Origin of the sequence: Microbacterium sp. lyk4-40-TSB-66 (assembly GCF_030209475.1) — a bacterium.
Lineage (GTDB): Bacteria > Actinomycetota > Actinomycetes > Actinomycetales > Microbacteriaceae > Microbacterium.
Window position 1 is genome coordinate 458592 of the sequence record NZ_JARVRW010000004.1, and the last position, 18429, is coordinate 477020.

General features: G+C 70.5%; 15 protein-coding genes, 1 tRNA gene and 1 other RNA gene. 8 read left to right on the top strand and 9 right to left on the bottom strand.

Going from position 1 to position 18429, the window contains the following annotated elements:
• Positions 1 to 3: 3 nt before the first annotated feature.
• The 6 genes from QRO03_RS09780 to aceE all read right to left on the bottom strand — a co-directional run bounded on the left by QRO03_RS09780 (position 4) and on the right by aceE (position 7663).
• Positions 4 to 1242, bottom strand: coding sequence for a beta-ketoacyl-[acyl-carrier-protein] synthase family protein (locus QRO03_RS09780; RefSeq protein ID WP_285137304.1), 1239 nt, complete (start codon positions 1240 to 1242; stop codon positions 4 to 6).
• 68 nt (positions 1243 to 1310) lie between these two features.
• On the bottom strand, positions 1311 to 1559 hold the full coding sequence (locus tag QRO03_RS09785; protein WP_022880558.1) for an acyl carrier protein: 249 nt from the start codon (positions 1557 to 1559) through the stop codon (positions 1311 to 1313).
• A 69-nt stretch (positions 1560 to 1628) separates the two neighbouring features.
• Entirely contained in the window at positions 1629 to 2633 is a 1005-nt protein-coding gene (locus tag QRO03_RS09790; RefSeq protein WP_285137305.1) for a beta-ketoacyl-ACP synthase III, read from the bottom strand.
• The gene (locus QRO03_RS09795; RefSeq protein ID WP_285137306.1) at positions 2630 to 3550 is read right to left on the bottom strand and encodes an ACP S-malonyltransferase; all 921 of its coding nucleotides are present in this window, start codon (positions 3548 to 3550) and stop codon (positions 2630 to 2632) included. The genes QRO03_RS09790 and QRO03_RS09795 overlap by 4 nt, the downstream gene beginning before the upstream one ends.
• Positions 3551 to 3632: 82 nt before the next feature.
• Positions 3633 to 4811 carry a PucR family transcriptional regulator gene (locus QRO03_RS09800; protein WP_285137329.1) on the bottom strand — a complete coding sequence of 393 codons (1179 nt, stop codon included), beginning with the start codon at positions 4809 to 4811 and terminating at the stop codon, positions 3633 to 3635.
• Positions 4812 to 4936: 125 nt separating this feature from the next.
• Positions 4937 to 7663: a pyruvate dehydrogenase (acetyl-transferring), homodimeric type gene (gene aceE / locus QRO03_RS09805; protein ID WP_285137307.1), complete on the bottom strand. Its 2727-nt coding sequence runs from the start codon at positions 7661 to 7663 to the stop codon at positions 4937 to 4939.
• A 263-nt stretch (positions 7664 to 7926) separates the two neighbouring features.
• Here aceE and QRO03_RS09810 point away from each other — a divergent pair, with 263 nt between their 5' ends.
• Positions 7927 to 8622, top strand: coding sequence for a DUF1345 domain-containing protein (locus QRO03_RS09810; protein ID WP_285137308.1), 696 nt, complete (start codon positions 7927 to 7929; stop codon positions 8620 to 8622).
• Positions 8623 to 8625: 3 nt separating this feature from the next.
• Here QRO03_RS09810 and QRO03_RS09815 read toward each other — a convergent pair.
• Positions 8626 to 8698 (bottom strand) — tRNA-Val (locus QRO03_RS09815).
• A 241-nt stretch (positions 8699 to 8939) separates the two neighbouring features.
• Between QRO03_RS09815 and QRO03_RS09820 the strand changes: the two genes are divergently transcribed.
• The 4 genes from QRO03_RS09820 to QRO03_RS09835 all read left to right on the top strand — a co-directional run bounded on the left by QRO03_RS09820 (position 8940) and on the right by QRO03_RS09835 (position 12285).
• Entirely contained in the window at positions 8940 to 9668 is a 729-nt protein-coding gene (locus QRO03_RS09820) for a zinc ribbon domain-containing protein (RefSeq protein ID WP_285137309.1), read from the top strand.
• A gap of 15 nt (positions 9669 to 9683) precedes the next feature.
• Positions 9684 to 11390 carry a bifunctional 3'-5' exonuclease/DNA polymerase gene (locus QRO03_RS09825; RefSeq protein WP_285137310.1) on the top strand — a complete coding sequence of 569 codons (1707 nt, stop codon included), beginning with the start codon at positions 9684 to 9686 and terminating at the stop codon, positions 11388 to 11390.
• Between the two features lie 30 nt (positions 11391 to 11420).
• An RNA gene (gene rnpB / locus QRO03_RS09830) (RNase P RNA component class A) lies at positions 11421 to 11803 on the top strand.
• Positions 11804 to 11997: 194 nt separating this feature from the next.
• Positions 11998 to 12285, top strand: coding sequence for a hypothetical protein (locus QRO03_RS09835; RefSeq protein ID WP_285137311.1), 288 nt, complete (start codon positions 11998 to 12000; stop codon positions 12283 to 12285).
• Between the two features lie 163 nt (positions 12286 to 12448).
• Here the strand turns inward: QRO03_RS09835 and QRO03_RS09840 are convergent, their stop codons facing one another.
• Together QRO03_RS09840 and ppgK are read right to left on the bottom strand one after the other, a co-directional pair.
• On the bottom strand, positions 12449 to 12691 hold the full coding sequence (locus tag QRO03_RS09840) for a hypothetical protein (protein WP_285137312.1): 243 nt from the start codon (positions 12689 to 12691) through the stop codon (positions 12449 to 12451).
• An 83-nt stretch (positions 12692 to 12774) separates the two neighbouring features.
• Entirely contained in the window at positions 12775 to 13560 is a 786-nt protein-coding gene (ppgK, locus tag QRO03_RS09845) for a polyphosphate--glucose phosphotransferase (RefSeq protein WP_285137313.1), read from the bottom strand.
• A 95-nt stretch (positions 13561 to 13655) separates the two neighbouring features.
• Between ppgK and QRO03_RS09850 the strand changes: the two genes are divergently transcribed.
• The 3 genes from QRO03_RS09850 to QRO03_RS09860 are packed head-to-tail and all read left to right on the top strand — an operon-like array spanning position 13656 to position 18224.
• The gene (locus QRO03_RS09850) at positions 13656 to 13859 is read left to right on the top strand and encodes a hypothetical protein (RefSeq protein WP_055954581.1); all 204 of its coding nucleotides are present in this window, start codon (positions 13656 to 13658) and stop codon (positions 13857 to 13859) included.
• A gap of 23 nt (positions 13860 to 13882) precedes the next feature.
• A complete protein-coding gene (gene glnA, locus QRO03_RS09855; RefSeq protein WP_055955399.1) occupies positions 13883 to 15223 on the top strand; it encodes a type I glutamate--ammonia ligase in 1341 nt (446 codons plus the stop codon).
• Between the two features lie 10 nt (positions 15224 to 15233).
• Positions 15234 to 18224, top strand: coding sequence for a bifunctional [glutamine synthetase] adenylyltransferase/[glutamine synthetase]-adenylyl-L-tyrosine phosphorylase (locus QRO03_RS09860; protein WP_285137314.1), 2991 nt, complete (start codon positions 15234 to 15236; stop codon positions 18222 to 18224).
• Positions 18225 to 18429: the final 205 nt, after the last annotated feature.

Below are 18429 nucleotides of genomic sequence, written 5' to 3' on the forward strand. Positions count from 1 at the left end.
GCGTCAGACCGAGGCGATCGCGACGACGGCGTTGTGTCCGCCGAAGCCGAAGGAGTTGCTGATGGCGAGCTGGTCGCCGGCACCGAGCTCGACGGGCGTACCCGACAGCGCGAACGGGACCTCGGGGTCCTGCTCGGTGAGGTTGATCGTCGGCGGGGCCACGCGGTCCTGCAGCGCCAGCACCGTGAAGATCGCCTCCAGCGCACCGGTGCCGCCGAGAAGGTGACCGGTCGAGGCCTTGGTGGCTGAGACGGGGATCTCGTCGATCCGATCGCCGAAGACCGTGTGCAGCGCCCGGTACTCGTTCGGGTCGCCCACGGGGGTCGAGGTGGCGTGCGCGTTGATGTGCGTGACGTCGTCGGCCGATGCCCCGGCCATCTCGAGCGCCAGGCGCACGGCGCGGGCCGCACCCGTGCCCTCGGGGTCGTTGGCGGTGATGTGGTACGAGTCGGCCGTGACGCCGCCTCCCACGATCGACGCGTAGATCTTGGCACCGCGCGCCTTCGCGTGCTCCTCGGTCTCGAGGATCAGCACGCCGGCGCCCTCGCCCATGACGAAACCGTCGCGGTCGATGCTGGCCGGACGCGAAGCCGTCTCGGGCGAGTCGTTGCGCTTGGACAACGCCTGCATCGACGAGAACGACGCGATGGTGATCGGGTGGATGGCCGATTCGGTGCCGCCGGCGATCACGACGTCGGCGAGACCGTCACGGATGTGCTGCACGGCGTTGACGATCGACTCGGTGCTCGACGCGCACGCCGAGGCGACCGTGCGGGCGAACGCACGGGCGTTGAAGTGCAGCGACAGGTTGCCCGCCGCGGCATTGGGCATGAGCATGGGCACCGTCATCGGCATGACGCGACGCGGGCCCTTCTCGCGCAGGGTGTCCCAGGCGTCGAGCAGCGTCCAGACGCCTCCGATGCCCGTGGCGAAGTCGACGCCCAGGCGGTCGGGGTCGATGTCGGGGGCGCCGGCGTCTTCCCACGCCTCCTTGGCCGCGACGATCGCGAGCTGGGACGAGGGGTCGAGGCGCTTGGCGACCGGACGATCGAGGACCGTCTCCGGACGCACGAGGGCCTCGGCGGCGAAGGTGACGGGCAGGTTGTACTTCTCGACCCACTCGTGCTCGAGGGTGCGCGCGCCGGAGGTGCCGGCGAGCAGCGCCGACCAGCTCTCGGGGGCGGTGCCGCCGATGGGCGAGGTGGCACCGATACCGGTGACGACGATGCGGGGTGTGCTCATGAGCGAAGAATCCTTGGTGCGGCCGACGGGTCGTGACCGGTGGGGGCCGGAGCCCCCACCGGGAGGTGTCAGGACTGGTTCGACGTGATGAAGGTCACGGCGTCGCCGACGGTCTTGAGGTTCTTGACCTCGTCGTCGGGAATGGTGACGCCGAACTTCTCCTCGGCGTTGACGACGATCGTCATCATCGAGATCGAGTCGATGTCGAGGTCGTCGGTGAACGACTTCTCGAGGGCCACCTCGTCGGCCGAGATGCCGGTCTCGTCGGTGATGAGCTCGGCAAGGCCGGCGAGAACCTCGTCGTTGGTGAATGCCATGATGTCTCCTGTTTTTCTCGGGGTGGGCCCGAACGAGCCCGGATCAGTTTAGGGTTCGACGACCGTGCGTCAGGGGAGGACGACGACCTGCGCGCCGAACACGAGTCCGGCGCCGAAGCCGATCTGCAGCGCGAGTCCGCCGCTGAGCTCGGGGTGCTCCTCGAGCAGACGGTGGGTGGCGAGCGGGATGGATGCCGCCGAGGTGTTGCCCGTGGTCTCGATGTCGCGGCCGATGACGACCGTCTCGGGCAGGCCGAGCTGCTTGGCGAACTCGTCGATGATGCGCATGTTCGCCTGGTGCGGCACGAACGCGGCGAGGTCGGCGGGCTCGATGCCCGCGGCCTCGATCGCCTGACGGGCGACCTTCACCATCTCCCAGACGGCCCAGCGGAAGACGGTGGGCCCCTCCTGGCGCAGGGTGGGCCATGCGGCGTTGCCGTCGCGGAAGTCGGTGAGCGTGGCGTTCATGCCCACGGCATCCGCCTTCGACCCGTCGGATCCCCAGACCGTGGGGCCGATGCCGGGGGTGTCGCTCGGGCCGACGACGACGGCGCCCGCGCCGTCGCCGAGCAGGAACGAGATGCTCCGATCGGTGGGGTCGACGATGTCGCTGAGCTTTTCGGCGCCGACCACGACGACGTGCTTCGCCAGGCCCGCGCGCACCAACGCATCGGCCTGACCGACGCCGTAGGCGAAGCCCGCGCAGGCGGCGTTGACGTCATAGGCGGCAGCGGGGTTCGCCCCGATGCGGTCGGCGACGATGGCAGACGCCGACGGGGTCTGCTTGGGGTTGCTGATGGTCGCCACGATCACGGCGTCGATGTCGGCGGGCGCGACGCCCGACTTCTCGACGGCCTCGCGAGCGGCTTCGGTGGCCAGGTCGACGGCATCCGTCTCTTTGTTCGCCCGCACGCGGGTCACGATGCCGGTGCGCTGGCGGATCCACTCGTCGCTGGAGTCGATCGGGCCGACGAGATCGTCGTTGGGCACGAAGTTCTCGCCCCGGGCGGCGCCGTACGAGTAGATGCGCGTGTGCGCGGGACCCTGCAGCTGACGGAGGGTGGGGGTGCTCATGCCTGGTCTTCCTTCAAGAGTGAGACGGCCGCGTCGAGGTCGTCGGGGGTCTTGACCGCCACGGTGGGCGTGCCGCGCAGCGCGCGCTTGGCGAGCCCGGTCAGCGCTCCCGCGGGGGAGAGTTCGATGATGCCGGTCACACCGTGCTCGGCGAACGAGGCCATGCAGCGGTCCCAGCGCACGGGGGAGGCGACCTGCGCGACCACCAGGTCGAGCGCGCGGCGGCCGTCGGCGACGACGGAGCCGTCGGAGTTCGTCCACAGCGTCGTCGCCGGGTCGGACACCGAGACGTCGGCGGCCGCGGTGCGAAGGGCCTCGACCGCGGGCTCCATGAAGCGGGTGTGGAAGGCGCCGGCCACCTGGAGCGCGATGACGCGCGCACCGCGCGGCGCCTCGGCCGCGAGCTCGGCGAGGGCGGGCTTCTCACCCGCGGCGACGATCTGGCCGCCGCCGTTGTAGTTGGCGGGAGTGAGGCCGAGGGTCTCGAGCCGCTCGAGCACGGCGGTCTCGTCTCCGCCGACGACGGCGCTCATGCCCGTCTCGACAGACGCTGCGGCATCGGCCATCGCGCGACCGCGCAGGCCCACGAGGCGCAGCGCGTCGGCGTCGCTGAGGACACCGGATGCCGCCAGCGCGGCGATCTCGCCGACGGAGTGACCCGCGACGCCCGCGACGGGCGTGCCGCCGCGCTCGGTGAGGGCGGCCCACGACACCAGGCTCGCCGCCACGATGAGCGGCTGAGCGACGGCCGTGTCACGGATCTGGTCGGCGTCCCACTCGGTGCCGGCGGCGATCAGGTCGACACCCGACTGCTCGGAGAAGGCCTCGAGGCGCTCACGTACTCCGTCGAGTTCGAGCCACGGGGTGAGGAATCCGGGGGTCTGCGAACCCTGTCCCGGGAAGACGGCGATGATCACGATCCCATCCTGACAGGGATCGCGCGACCGCTTCTGGAGATATCGACACAGATATGCGGCGTGTCTTTGTGCGTGCCGTGCATCACCGCGGCTGCGACGGCCGCCGTTTGCCGGTACCGCGGCGCCGCGTAGCGTCGGTGCCGATCGATCCGAGGATCAGCGCCGTCTGCAGGATCAGCGCCTCGCGCGGGCCCGTGGCATCCCATCCGATGACCTCCGAGACGCGCTTGAGGCGGTACCGCACGGTGTTGGGGTGAACGTAGAGCTCGCGGGCCGTGGCCTCGAGCGACCGGCCGTTGTCGAGATAGCTCCATAGCGTCGCGACGAGATCGGCACTGTGCGCGTGCAGTGGACGGTACACGCGGTCGACGAGCGTCTGCTTCGCCACCGCGTCACCCGCCAGGGCACGCTCGGGCAGCAGGTCGTCGGCCTCCACGGGCCGCGGCGCGTGCCTCCACGCGCGGGCGACCGCGAAGCCCGCGAGCGCCGCGCGGGCGCTCTGGCCGGCGTCGACGAGAGCGGGGACGGCGGGGCCCAGCACGAGGTGACCCGTCCCGAAGCTGGGCTCGAGCCGCTTCGCGATATCGGTGAACGGCAGCTCGGTGACCTCGGCGCCGCTGCGGGCGGGGAGGTCGGCGCGACCGAGCACGAGTACGAGACGCAGCCCCTGCACCCCGATGAGCACGTCGACGCCGAGCTTGCGCGCGGTACGGCGCACCTGATCGACGTCGAGCTGCGGGGGAGTCGTCCCCACGAGCACCGAGACTTCGCCGTGACCGTGCCACCCGAGGGCCGCGATACGGCTGGGGAGTTCGTCGTCGGCCTCACCCGTGAGGATGGAGTCGACGACGAGAGCCTCGAGGCGTGCGTCCCAGAGACCCCGCGCCTCGGCGGCGCGTGCGTAGACGTCGGCGGCGGCGAACGCCACTTCGCGCGAGTACGACAGCATCGCCTCGCGTACCTTCTCGCTCCGGCCCGCAACCCGCTCCTCCATCACCTCGACGGTGACGCGCACGAGCTGCAGCGTCTGGGTCAGGCTGACACTGCGCAGCAGCTCACGAGGGGCGGCGGCGAAGATGTCGGCCGCGATGGCGGGAGTGGATGCCGGTTCCTCGAACCACTGCAGGAACGAGGTGATGCCGGCCTGTGCCACGAGCCCGACGGCGGAGCGCCGCGCCGGTGGCATCTCGGCGTACCAGGGGAGCGTCTCTTCGAGGCGCTGGATCGTGGCGGTGGCGAGATCGCCCGAGATCCGTCGCAGCCACGCGAGGGTCTCGGCCTTCTCGACGGCCGCCTCAGCGCGTACGTCCGGGCCCGAAGACCGGTCGGACCCGGCCCCGCCCGAAGAGGGGGAACCGGGTCCGACGGTGGAGTCCGTCACGTGGATCAGGCCTCGCCACCCGCGTTGCCGCTGGTGCCGGCGTTGACGTCGTGCAGGCGGTACTTCTCGATCGCCTGTCCGACCACGGCACGGTCGACCTTGCCCTCTTCGGCCAGCGCCTGCAGGGCGCGGACCGCGAGCGAGGGACCGTCGATCTTGAAGAAGCGACGAGCGGCGGCACGGGTGTCGGAGAAGCCGAAGCCGTCGGCGCCGAGCGTCCAGTAGTTCTGCGGAACCCACTGGCGGATCTGGTCCTGGACCGCGTGCATCCAGTCGCTGACGGCTACGACGGGGCCGTCGGCTTCCTTCAGCTTGTCGGTGAGGTAGGCCACGCGCGGCTCTTCCTCGGGGTGGAGGAAGTTGTGCTCGTCGGCGGCGAGACCGTCGCGACGCAGCTCGGTCCACGAGGTGACCGACCACACGTCGGCGACGACGCCCCAGTCGTCCTTCAGCAAACGCTGCGCCTCGAACGCCCACGGCACACCGACGCCCGAAGCGAGCAGCTGCGTGCGCGGGCCGTCGCCCTGACCGGAGGAGATGTGGTGGATGCCGCGGACGATGCCGTCGACGTCGACCCCCTCGGGCTCGGCCGGCTGCACGTACGGCTCGTTGTAGACCGTCATGTAGTACATGACGTTGGGGTCGGGGTGGTTGCCGCCGTACATGCGCTCGATGCCCGAACGCACGATGTGCGAGATCTCGTACCCGTAGGCCGGGTCGTACGACACGGTCGCCGGGTTCGTGGACGCCAGCAGCTGCGAATGGCCGTCGGCGTGCTGCAGACCCTCACCCGTCAGGGTGGTGCGACCGGCGGTGGCGCCGATGATGAAGCCGCGTGCCATCTGGTCGCCGGCCGCCCACTGCGCGTCGCCCGTGCGCTGGAAGCCGAACATCGAGTAGAAGACGTAGACCGGGATCAGCGGCTCGCCGTGCGTCGAATACGCCGTACCGGCCGCGGTGAACGCCGCGAGGGCACCGGCCTCGTTGATGCCGACGTGGATGATCTGCCCCTGCGGGCTCTCCTTGTAGGCCAGCAGCAACTCGCGGTCGACCGAGGTGTAGTGCTGCCCCTTGGGGTTGTAGATCTTCGCCGTGGGGAAGTACGCGTCCATACCGAAGGTGCGCGCCTCGTCGGGGATGATCGGCACGATGCGGTGACCGAAGTCCTTGACCCGCAGCAGATCCTTCAGCAGACGCACGAACGCCATGGTCGTGGCGATCTCCTGCGTGCCCGACCCCTTCTTGGGCAGCGCGTACGCGGCATCCCCGGGGAGTTCGAGACCGACGTGGGTGGTGCGACGCTCGGGCAGGAACCCGCCGAGCGAGCGACGACGCTCCAGCATGTACTGGATCGTCTCGTCCTTTTCGCCGGGGGTGTAGTACGGCGGCTGGTACGGGTTCTCTTCGAGCTGCGCATCGGTGACGGGGATGTCCATCGCGTCGCGGAACGACTTGAGGTCGTCGAGCGTCAGCTTCTTCATCTGGTGCGTGGCATTGCGACCCTCGAAGTGGGGACCGAGGCCGTAGCCCTTGATCGTCTTGGCGAGGATGACCGTGGGCTGGCCCTTGTGCTCGGCCGCCGCCTTGAACGCCGCGTAGACCTTACGGTAGTCGTGGCCGCCGCGCTTGAGGCCCCAGACCTGCTCGTCGGTGTAGTCCTTGACGAGTTCGAGGGCACGGGGGTCGCGACCGAAGAAGTTCTCGCGGACGTAGGCGCCGTTCTCGGCCTTGTACGTCTGGTAGTCGCCGTCGGGCGTGGTGTTCATCAGGTTGAGCAGCGCACCCTCGGTGTCGCGGGCGAGCAGGTCGTCCCACTCGCGGCCCCAGACGACCTTGATGACGTTCCAGCCGGCGCCGCGGAAGAAGCTCTCGAGCTCCTGGATGATCTTGCCGTTACCGCGGACGGGACCGTCGAGTCGCTGGAGGTTGCAGTTGATGATGAAGTTGAGGTTGTCGAGACCCTCGTTGGCCGCGACCTGCAGCTGCCCGCGGCTCTCGACCTCGTCCATCTCGCCATCGCCGAGGTAGGCCCACACCTGCGAGTCGCCGACGTCTTTGATGCCGCGGTTGGCCAGGTACTTGTTCGACATCGCCTGGTAGATCGCGTTGATCGGACCGAGACCCATCGACACCGTCGGGAACTGCCAGAACTCCGGCATGAGACGGGGGTGCGGGTACGAAGGGATGCCGTTGGGGGCGGCGGACTTCTCCTGGCGGAAGCCGTCGAGCTGCGCCTCGGTGAGACGACCCTCGAGGTACGCACGGGCGTAGGCGCCGGGGGAGGCGTGGCCCTGGATGAAGATCTGGTCGCCACCCGAGGGGTCGTCGAGGCCGCGGAAGAAGTGGTTGAAACCGACTTCGTAGAGGGCGGCCGACGAGGCGTAGGTCGAGATGTGGCCGCCGACGCCGATGCCGGGGCGCTGCGCGCGGTGCACGGTGACCGCGGCGTTCCAGCGGATCCACTTGCGGTAGCGCCGCTCGAGTTCCTCGTCACCCGGGAACTCGGGCTCGTTCTTCTGCGAGATGGTGTTGATGTAGTCGGTGGTGGGAACCATCGGCACGTTGAGGTGCAGTTCCTTCGAGCCCTTGAGCAGGCTCAGCATGATCTCGCGCGCACGGGCCGGGCCCTTGGCCTGGACCAGCTGGCGCAGGGATTCCTGCCACTCCCCGGTCTCTTCCGGGTCGCTGTCCTGCGGCCCCTGCGAATACGGATCCTGGTCGTGAACAGTCACGGAAGACCTTTCGTCGTCTGGCAGGTCATGCCAGAGAATCGCCATACGAGTGCGGCAACCCTTGTCTGCTCCGCACAATCAACCAGAGTCCACCCTAGCGAGTCGGGACCGCCTCGGATGCGCGCCGCCGACACGCCCCGCCCGGTGGTCGCAGCGACTGTTCGACGTCGAGACGTCTGCGGCATCCGTGTGCCGCCTATGAAGGATGCCGGGTCCTGCCGCACGGGCGCGGGAGCCGCGCGTCGCGGGTCTAGCCTGAGCGCGTGAGCCCGCAGGATCCCGCCGCGTTCCGCACCCGCCCCGAGCATCGGTGGCCGGTGCTCATCGCCCTGGCCGTCGGCACGGGGCTGTACGCCGTGCTGCCGAGCGACGCGTCGGGAGCGCTCCGCTACGTCGTGGTGGGGGCGGGTGTGCTGTGCGCCATCCCGATGATCGCCACCAACCCCGCTCGGCTGACGCGCGATTCGCCCCTGGGCCGCGGCTTCGCGCTGGCGTTCACGGCTCTGCTGCTGCTGGCGAACCAGGTCGCCCTCGTGCTGCTCATCCGCCAACTGCTGCAAGGGGAGGGCGAGGGCGCGGCCACCCTGCTCGGGGCGGCCCAGGTGTGGGCGATCAACGTCATCGGGTACGCCGTCGTCTATTGGGAGATGGACCGGGGCGGGCCCATCGCCCGTCGCCGCGACCTGCGCGACGCGCTGCCCGCGGCCGACTTCCAGTTCCCGCAGGACTCCGACGGCGACGCGGTGAGCGAGGTGCGGCGTCGCTCGTCCGACGTCGACGACTGGGCGCCCGGCTACGTCGACTACCTGTACTTCTCGGCATCCAACGCGATGGCGTTCAGCCCGACCGACGTCATGCCGCTCACCGCACGCGCGAAGCTCTTCATGATGGTGCAGGCGGTCTCGGGCTTCATCCTGCTCGCGCTGGTGATCGCGCGGAGTGTGAACATCCTGAACTGAGAGTGGGCCCTGCCGGGATCGAACCGACGACATCCACGGTGTAAACGTGGCGCTCTACCAGCTGAGCTAAAGGCCCTGGTCGCTCCGAGTCTAGCCCGGCGGCCCGCGCGGTACGGGGACCGCGGCGACTCAGCCCGATGGCGAGATCACACGATCCTCTCGAGCGCACACGTTGCGGGCGGCGACGTTCGAGAGATCTCGCGCGGATCGCGTGATCTCGGGATGCCGTGACCTCACGACCCGCCGGAGAGCCACGTGACGCCCCGCCGCTCGACGGCGCACCGCCGATGTCCCACCCCCGGGGTAGCGTTGAGCCCGTGAATGCCGATCCCGCCGACCAGCGCAAACTGCTCGACCTCGCCGACCTCGACGCGCGAATCCACCGCGATGAGAAGGTCATCGGCAACCCGCCGCAGGCCGAGCGCGTCCGCGCGTTGATCGCGCAGCGGGGCACGCTCTCGCAAGAGCTCGGGTCCCGCGCGAATGCGCGCGACGACATCACCGCCGAGCTGAAGCGTCTCGAGTCCGACGTCGCCGTGGTCGACGCCCGCATCGCGCGCGACACCGAGCGACTCGCCGCGTCGTCGAACGCGAAGCAGGCGCAGGGCTTCGAGAACGAGCTGGTGTCGCTCCGGCGGCGCAAAGACGACCTCGAAGACACCGAGATCGCGCTCATGGAGCGCCTCGAGGCGGCCGATGCCGCCGTCGCCGAGCAAGAGGCGCTGATCGCCGACACCAATGCGCAGGGTGCGCAGCTGAGTGCCGAGGCCAAGACGACCGTCGCCGACGCCACCACCCATCTCGAGGGCGCGCGTCGCGATCGTGACGCCGTCGCCGCCTCCATCCCGGCCGACCTTCTCGCCCTGTACGAGCGTCTCGCCTCGCGCGGCAACGGGGCCGGGCTCCTCCAGGCCGGCGCGTGCGAAGCGTGCCGCATGGTGCTGCCGCCCAGCGACCTCAACGTGGTGCGCCGCTCGCAGACCGACGAGGTGGTCTTCTGCCCCGAGTGCGGCGCGATCCTCGTCCGCACCGAAGAATCCCGATGACCCCGAACGGCGTCCGTGGCCTCTGACACGGTCGTCGTCGGACGTACCGCGACCGGTCGTGTCGCCCTCGTCTCCCTGAGGCCGGATGCCGAGCCTCTCGGCACCACCGAGATCGACGCCGACGCGCTTGCCGATGCCGTCTCCGCCCGCGAGGGCGCCGGCGAGGTCCGCTGGATCTGGGCCGACACGGCCGCGACCTATCCGCCCCTCCTCGCCGTCGGGGTGCGCGTCGCCCGCGCCTGGGACCTCCGGCTGGTTCACGTCATCCTCCGTCAGGCGCAGGCGGTGGCCGACGACCACGGACTCCGCGGAGCCACCGAGTGGGATGCCGACACCGCGGCGCCCGCGGGCGGTGACACGCTCTTCGACCTGGGGGACTCGGCATCCGGGGTCCCCGACACCGCCGACGCCGCGGTGGTCGAGTACCGCCGCCAGATCGCCGCGATCACGTCGTCGGAGACACCCGGCGCGCTCAGGTTGCTGTGTGCGGCCGAGTCCGCGGGGGCGCTCGTCTCGGTGGAGCTCCACGCCGCCGGGGTCCCGTGGAGCCGCGCCGCCCACGAGGAGCTCCTCGAGAGCGAACTCGGCGCCCGACGCGGGGGAGGACTCCCCGCCCGTATCGAACAGGCGGCCGCCACCGTGCGGACGGCGCTCGGCGATCCCTCGGCCTCGCTCGACTCCCAGCCCCGCCTGTTGCGCTCGCTCCACCGCGCGGGACTGCTGGTGCAGTCCACGAGCCGGTGGGAGCTCGCCGAACACGATCATCCCGCCGTCGCACCACTGATCGCCTACAAGAAGCTCATGCGCCTCTACACGGCGAACGGGTGGGCGTGGCTCGACGAATGGGTACGGGACGACCGGTTCCGCCCCGTGTACGTTCCGGCGGGTGTCGTCACCGGCCGGTGGGCGTCGTCGGGCGGTGGAGCACTGCAGATCCCGCGCTCTCTCCGCACGGCCGTCCGCGCCGACGCCGGCTGGACGCTCGTCACCGCCGATGTCGCCCAACTCGAACCGCGCGTGCTCGCGGCGGTGTCCCGCGATACGGCGCTGGCCGAAGCGGCATCCGGTCGCGACCTCTACGCCGGCATCGTCGAGCGCGGAGCCGTCGCCAGTCGCGCGGAGGCGAAGCTCGCGATGCTGGGCGCGATGTACGGCGCCACGACGGGCGAGAGCGGGCGCCTGCTGCCGCGCCTTCGGCGCACCTTCCCCCGCGCGATGCAGCTCGTCGACGACGCGGCCCGCACGGGTGAGGACGGCGGCGTCGTGCACACCTGGCTCGGGCGCACGTCTCCCACCGCGGGGGAGTCCTGGCGGGAACTGCAGTCGCGGGCGAGCGACGCCGCGGCATCCGGAGTCGACGAGACGCGCGCCCGCCGTTCCGCCCGCGACCGGGGCCGTTTCACCCGCAACTTCGTCGTGCAGGGAACGGCCGCCGAGTGGGCACTCGCGTGGCTGGCCGACCTGCGCGCACGCCTCGCCGCCCTCCCCGAGGTGGATGCCACCCGCGCGGCGCCCGCATCGGGCCCGGTGTTCCAGCGGAGGCCGCACCTGGCGTTCTTCCTCCACGACGAGATCGTCGTGCACACACCGCTCGAGCACGCGGATGCCGTCGCCGAGGCGGTGCGGGAGTCGGCGGCATCCGCGGGTCGGCTGCTCTTCGGCACGTTCCCGATCGACTTCCCCCTCGACCTGCGCATCGGCGCGACGGCGGAGAAGGGCTGAGCGCGCCCGCCGATAGACTGGGTACGCGAATGGGTCGGCTGGACGGTCGCGTCACGGGTTCGCCCGTGCCGAGGAACGTCCGGGCTCCACAGGGCAGGACGGTGGGTAACGCCCACCCGGAGCAATCCGCGAGACAGTGCCACAGAGAGCAGACCGCCTCGGCCCTCAGGGGTTCGAGGTAAGGGTGAAAGGGTGGTGTAAGAGACCACCGGGGTCGTGGTGACACGACCCGCGAGGTAAACCTCGTCCGGAGCAAGGCCAGACAGGGGATGACGACGCGGCTCGCCGAGTCCCCGGGTAGGCCGCTGGAGCGGCACGGCAACGTGTCGCCGAGAGAGATGACCGTCCACGGGGCCCCCGAGCTTGTCGAAGGGTCCCCCGGACAGAACCCGGCGTACAGGCCGGCCCATTCGCGCCCTCGCGATGAGCACCGCTCCAAACCGACCGGCGCTTCGCGCCGAATATCCATCGACCCTCCTGCTGGCCCCCTGCCTCAGGAGGGTCGCCCTATGCATGCGGGTGAACGGATGCGCGTTGCGTCCCGCACCCGGGTGAATGTCGGAGTTATGTTCTAACATCGAGCACGGCCGGGGAAGGGGTCCGGTGCATGGGTTCGACGAGGGTCAGCGACGAGATGGTCGCGCGGGTGCTGGCATCCATCGCTCCCTGCACCCTGCAACCCGAGACGTGGGGGGCGCGACCGATCGAGTGGTACGCGCAGAAGCGCCCGGTCTGGGCGTGGGTCACGTGGCCGAACCGTGCGGCCACACGCGAACCGGCCTGGGCGACCGGCGGCAACGACCGCGTGGTCATGCTCGAGGTGCCGTGCGAGGGCGGGCACTGGGCGCCTGTCGTGTGGCGCAACGCCGTCAGCGTCCGTGACGCGGCGGCCTGAGCGACGCCTTGCTCAGCGACGCCCGGGCCCGGCGACGCGGCGGCCCGAGCGATGCCACCGCCCGGGGGTGCGGCGCGCCGAGCGATGCAACGGGCTCACCGACGTCGCAGCGTGAGCGACGCCCCCGGCTGAGCGATGCCGCCGTCCCGGTCGAACGTCGCCGTCAGGGGCAGAGATACAGGCGCGCCGCTCGCACCAGGGCGTCGACGTCGCCGCGCTCGGATACGACGACGTCGCCGATGCTCACGCCCGCGCCGGCGTCACCCTCGATGGGGTGGCACAGGCGGACGCCGGCGCTGACGAGCTCGTCGTCGGTCGCCCGCGCCACGGCCCCGTCGACTTCCGCCGCGCCCCGCACGGAGTCCAGGAAATCGGGCGCGTTGATCCGTTCGCCCCCGCTGATCATTGTCTCCGGCTCCGGCGCCGCGCATCCGCCGAGCGCCACGAGGGCCGCCAGCACCGCGACCGCGCAGCGGCGCCGCGCTCCCGTCACTTGACCGCCGGCAGCGCCTCGGGAACGGGGACGGCGAGCGAGGCCGCACCGATGATGCCCGCGTTGTTGCGGTGCTTCGCGGGAACGATGGGCGCGCGCAGCTTCAGCAGGGGGAGGAAGTGCTCGGAGTGCTTCGACACGCCGCCGCCGACGACGAGGAGGTCGGGGCTGAAGAGGAACTCGACGTAGTCGTAGTACCACTGCAGACGCTTGGCCCACTTGTCCCACGACAGCTCTTCGCGCTCCATCGCCGAGTACGCCGCGAAGTGCTCGGCATCCTTCTTGTGTCCGGCGCGCTGCAGGTGGCCGAGCTCGCTGTTGGGTACGAGCACGCCGTCGTAGATCATCGCCGAGCCGATGCCGGTGCCGAGCGTGGTGAGGATCACGAGGCCCTCGACGCCCTTCGCCGCGCCGTACCGCACCTCGGCGATGCCGGCCACGTCGGCGTCGTTGGCGAAATGGATGCCGCGCGACAGGCCGTCCTCGAAGAACTTCTCGGCCTCGAAGCCGATCCAGGTCTTCGAGACGTTCGCCGCCGACAGGGTCTTGCCGCTCTTCACGATGGCGGGGAAGGCCACGCCCAACGGCAGATCGGCGGGGGCCTCGAGCGTCTCGAGCACCTGGCGTACCGCGGTCAGCACGTCGGCGGGCTCCGCCCCGGCGGGGGTCGCGACCTTGACGCGGTCGCTGACGAGCTCTCCGGCATCCAGGTCGACGATCCCGGCCTTGATGCCGGTTCCGCCGATGTCCACTCCGACCGCACGAGACGCATTCGTTGCCATACCCCTCAGCCTATCCAGCCGCACGGTCGGCATCAGTAGGATCGGGGGAGCACCGGCGGTTCACGCCGAGACGCGAGACCCACGTGAGGAGCATCGTGAGCGACGACAACACGAAGTACTGGTACAACCTCGAGACCGGTCAGGTCGAACAGGGGTACGAGTCGCCGGCCGTCGATCGCGCCGGCCCCTTCGACACCGCTGAGGAGGCGGCCAACGCGCCGCAGCTCTTCAAGGAGCGTTCGAAGAAGTGGGCCGAAGAAGAGGCTCGTGACGACTGGGGCTCCGGCTCCGCCCGCTGACCGCACCGATACGAGGGATGACGATGGACAAGCAGCGTGATTTCGTCCTGCGCACGATCGAGGAGCGCGGCGTCAAGTTCGTGCGCCTGTGGTTCACCGACGTTGTGGGGACGCTGAAGTCGGTGGCGATCGCCCCGGCCGAGGTCGAGGGGGCGTTCACCGAGGGACTGGGCTTCGACGGATCGGCGATCGAGGGCCTCACCCGCTCGTACGAGTCCGATCTGCTCGCGCACCCCGACCCCACGACGTTCCAGATCCTGCCGTGGCGCGGTGAGATCGACCCGACGGCGCGCATGTTCTGCGACATCACCACGCCCGACGGCCAGCCCGCCGTGGCAGACCCCCGTCACGTGCTCAAGCGCACGCTCGCGAAGGCCGCCGACGCCGGCTTCACCTTCTACACGCACCCCGAGATCGAGTTCTACCTGCTGAAGTCGTCGCAGCTCGGCCCCGACGGGCGGCCGCAGCCGGTCGACTCGGCAGGCTACTTCGACAACGTCCCCGGCGGCACGGCGCACGACTTCCGCCGCCGCTCGGTGCGCATGCTCGAAGACCTCGGCATCTCGGTCGAATTCAGCCACCACGAGGGCGGTCCCGGGCAGAACGAGATCGACCTCCGCTACGCCGACGCGCTCACCACGGCCGACAACATCATGACCTTCCGCACGGTCGTGAAAGAGGTCGCGATCGAGCAGGGCGTGTACGCCACCTTCATGCCCAAGCCGATCAGCGGCCAGCCCGGCAGCGGCATGCACACCCACCTGTCGCTCTTCGAGGGCGACATGAACGCCTTCTACGAAGAGGGCGGTCAGTACCAGCTGTCTAAGGTCGGTCGCCACTTCATCGCGGGCCTGCTGCGCCACGCCAACGAGATCTCGGCGGTGACGAACCAGTTCGTCAACTCTTACAAGCGCCTCTGGGGCGGCGACGAAGCACCCAGCTTCATCTGCTGGGGCCACAACAACCGCTCCGCGCTGGTGCGCGTGCCGCTGTACAAGCCGAACAAGGGCCAGTCGACCCGGGTGGAGTACCGCGCGCTGGACTCCGCGGCCAACCCGTACCTGTCGTACGCGCTCATGCTCGCGGCGGGCCTCAAGGGCATCGAGGAAGAGTACGAGCTCCCCGCCGAGGCGGAGGACAACGTGTGGTCGCTCACCGACTCGGAGCGCCGTGCCCTCGGGTACGCGCCCCTGCCGGCGAGCCTCGACCACGCCCTCGAGTACCTCGAGGAGTCCGAGCTCGTCGCCGAGACGCTGGGCGAGCAGGTGTTCAAGTACGTCCTGCTCAACAAGCGCCGTGAGTGGCAGCAGTACCGCGCCCAGGTGACGCCGTTCGAGCTCGCGAGCAACCTCGAAGCTCTCTGACGGTCGTCCCATGACCTCGGGCGATCGCTCCACCGCGCTCACCGCGCTCGCTCGCACCGGCTTCTCGCGGCTCACCGAGGCAGACACCCTGCTCGGTGAGCTCGACGAGACGGTCGGTGTCGACCGGGCGGATGCCATGCGGCTGGCGCAGCGTGTGGCCGACCCCGACGGCGCCTTGCGGGCGATCCTGCAGGTGGCCCGACGCGATGCGGCGGCCGTGCGAGCGGCGGCGGCCGACGCGGGCGCGTGGCGCGCGCTGTGGGATCTGGTGGGCGCGTCCGACGGCTTCGCGGAGTTCTACCTGCGGCACCCCGACGAACTCGTGCACCTCTCGGGCGCGGGCCTCACCGTCCCCGACGAGCAGTCCATGCGCGCCGAACTGCTGGAGTCCGTCGGAGACGTCGACGGATTCGCGTCAGATGCCTCGGATGCCGCGTGGGTCGCCCTGCGGGTGCGCTACCGGCGTCTGCTGGCCCGGATCGCGGCGTACGACCTCGGCCAGGACGACCCGGCGGGTGCGATCGACGTCGTCTCGGCGGCGTTGGCCGACATCGCCGGCGCGGCTCTGGAGGCGTCGCTGAGCGTCGCCCGCGCGCGGGTGTCGGCACCCGGACCCGGTGCCTTCCCCCGCGAGCAGGTCGAGGCCACCCGCTTCGCCATCATCGCGATGGGCAAGACGGGAGCACGCGAGCTCAACTACGTCAGCGACGTCGACGTGATCTTCGTCGGCGGCACGTCCGACGACGAGGTCGTGTCGGAAGCCCGCGCGATCGACATCGGCACCCGCCTCGCCGTGCAGACGATGCGCGGCATCTCGGGCCCCGAGATCGAACCGCCCCTCTGGGAGGTCGACCCCAACCTGCGCCCCGAGGGCAAGCAGGGGGCGCTCGTGCGCAGTCTCGCGTCGCACCAGCAGTACTACGACCGGTGGGCGAAGAGCTGGGAGTTCCAGGCGCTGCTCAAAGCCCGGGCGATCGCCGGCGACCCCGCGCTGGGCGCGGAGTACGTCGCCGCCGTGCAGCCGCTGGTGTGGCACAGCGCCGCGCGCGAGAACTTCGTCGAGGGCGTCCAGCGCATGCGGGAGCGCGTGACCGAGCACATCCCCGCGGCCGAGGTGAACCGACAGCTCAAGCTCGGACCCGGTGGCATCCGCGACGTCGAGTTCACCGTGCAGCTGCTCCAGCTCGTGCACGGCCTGACCGACGAGCGCATCCGCCAGCGCGGCAGCCTCGAAGCCCTCGACGCCCTCGTCGCGGAGGGGTACATCGGGCGTTCCGAGGCGGAGGCCTTCGCCCGCGACTACCGCACGCTGCGCCTGCTCGAGCACCGGCTGCAGCTGCGGGGGCTGCGCCGAACGGCGCTCCTGCCCGAGAAGGACGACGATCTGCGGGTGCTCGCGCGTGCGACCCGGCTGGCGGATTCGGCATCCGGGGTCCAGGCCGCGTGGGAGGCCATCAAACGCGAGGTCCGCGACATCCACGTTCGCCTGTTCTACCGTCCGCTGCTGTCGGCGGTGGCGTCGCTGCCCGAGGGGGAGCGGACCCTCTCGACGGAGCAGGCGCGCGACCGCCTCGCGGCCATCGGCTTCCGCGACCCCGCGGGTGCCCTTCGCCACATCGCGGCGCTGACCAGCGGCCTCAGTCGCAAGGCGACGATCCAGCGGCACCTCATGCCGGTCATGATCCGGTGGTTCGCCGACGGGGTCGATCCCGACTACGGCCTCCTCGTCTTCCGCCGCATCAGTGAGCGGCTCGGGAACACCCCGTGGTTCCTGCGGATGCTGCGCGATTCCGCGGGTGCCGCGGAGAGTCTCACCCGCGTGCTGTCGGGCTCGCGCTACATCGGCGAGCTGATGGAGTGGATCCCCGAGTCCGTCGCCTGGCTCGACGACGACGCGTTGCTTCGGCCCCGCTCGGGCAAGGCGCTCGAAGAGGAGGCGCGGGCGATCCAGACCCGCTGGCAGAACATCGACGACGCCATGCGGTCGGTGCGGGCGCTGCGTCGCCGCGAGATGCTGCGGGTGGCCATGGCCGCGGTCCTCGGTACGGTGTCGCTCGAAGAACTCGCCGATGCCCTCTCGACGATCACCGAGGTGACGATCCAGGCGACGCTCCGCGCGGTGCGACGCGTGGTGGTGCCGCCCGAAGACGACGACCTCGACTTCGCGGTCATCGCGATGGGGCGCTTCGGCGGACGCGAGATGGGGTTCGGCTCGGATGCCGACGTCATGTACGTCTACCGGGCCAACGGCGTCGACCCGCAGCGCGCGGGGCAACTGGCGCTCAAGCTCGTCGCCGGCCTCCGCGAGCACTCGGAAGACCACCGCCTGCCGCTCGACCTCGACGCCGAGCTGCGGCCGGAGGGCCGCAGCGGCCCGCTCGCCCGATCGATCGAGGCGTACGCGGAGTATTACCGGCGGTGGTCGTTGTCGTGGGAGGCGCAGGCGTTGCTGCGCGCGCGGGGCGTCGCCGGCAGTGTCAAGCTCATCGCGGAGTTCATGGCGCTCGCCGACGAGGTGCGCTACCCGGCCTCGGCCGACCAGAACGGCCTCCGTGAGATCCGCCGCATCAAAGCGCGCGTCGAGAACGAGCGGCTGCCGCAGGGCGCCGATCCCGCACGTCACCTGAAGCTCGGCCCGGGATCGCTCAGCGACGTCGAGTGGCTCGTGCAGCTCCTGCAGCTGCAGCACGCCCGCGCCGTTCCCGCCATGCGCACCACCTCGACGCTGACGGCATTGGATGCCGCGGTCGAGGCCGGGATCGTCGAGGTCGATGCGGCTCAGAAGCTCGCCGCCGCCTGGCATCTCGCGAGTCGCCTCCGTTCGGCGAACACGCTGCTGTCGGGGCAGACGAGCGACGTCCTGCCGGCCGACCGCGTGCGACTCGACGGGATCGGGCGGATCCTCGAGTACCCGCCGCGTTCGGCGACGCGCGTCGAAGAGGACTACCTCGGTGCGACGCGTCGGGCTCGACGCGTGTTTGACAAGCTCTTCTACGGCTGAGGCGGGATGGATGCCGCAGGGTCCGGCATCCGCCCCGCTCGCGGGTTCCGCGCGGGTCCTCGGCACCCGCCCCGCCCCTCAGGCGACCCGTGACGCGATCAGTCGCTCGCGCACCTCACCGCGCAGGACCTTGCGACTCACGATGACATGAGTCGCTCGCGCACCTCACCGCGCAGGACCTTGCGACTCACGATGACATGAGTCG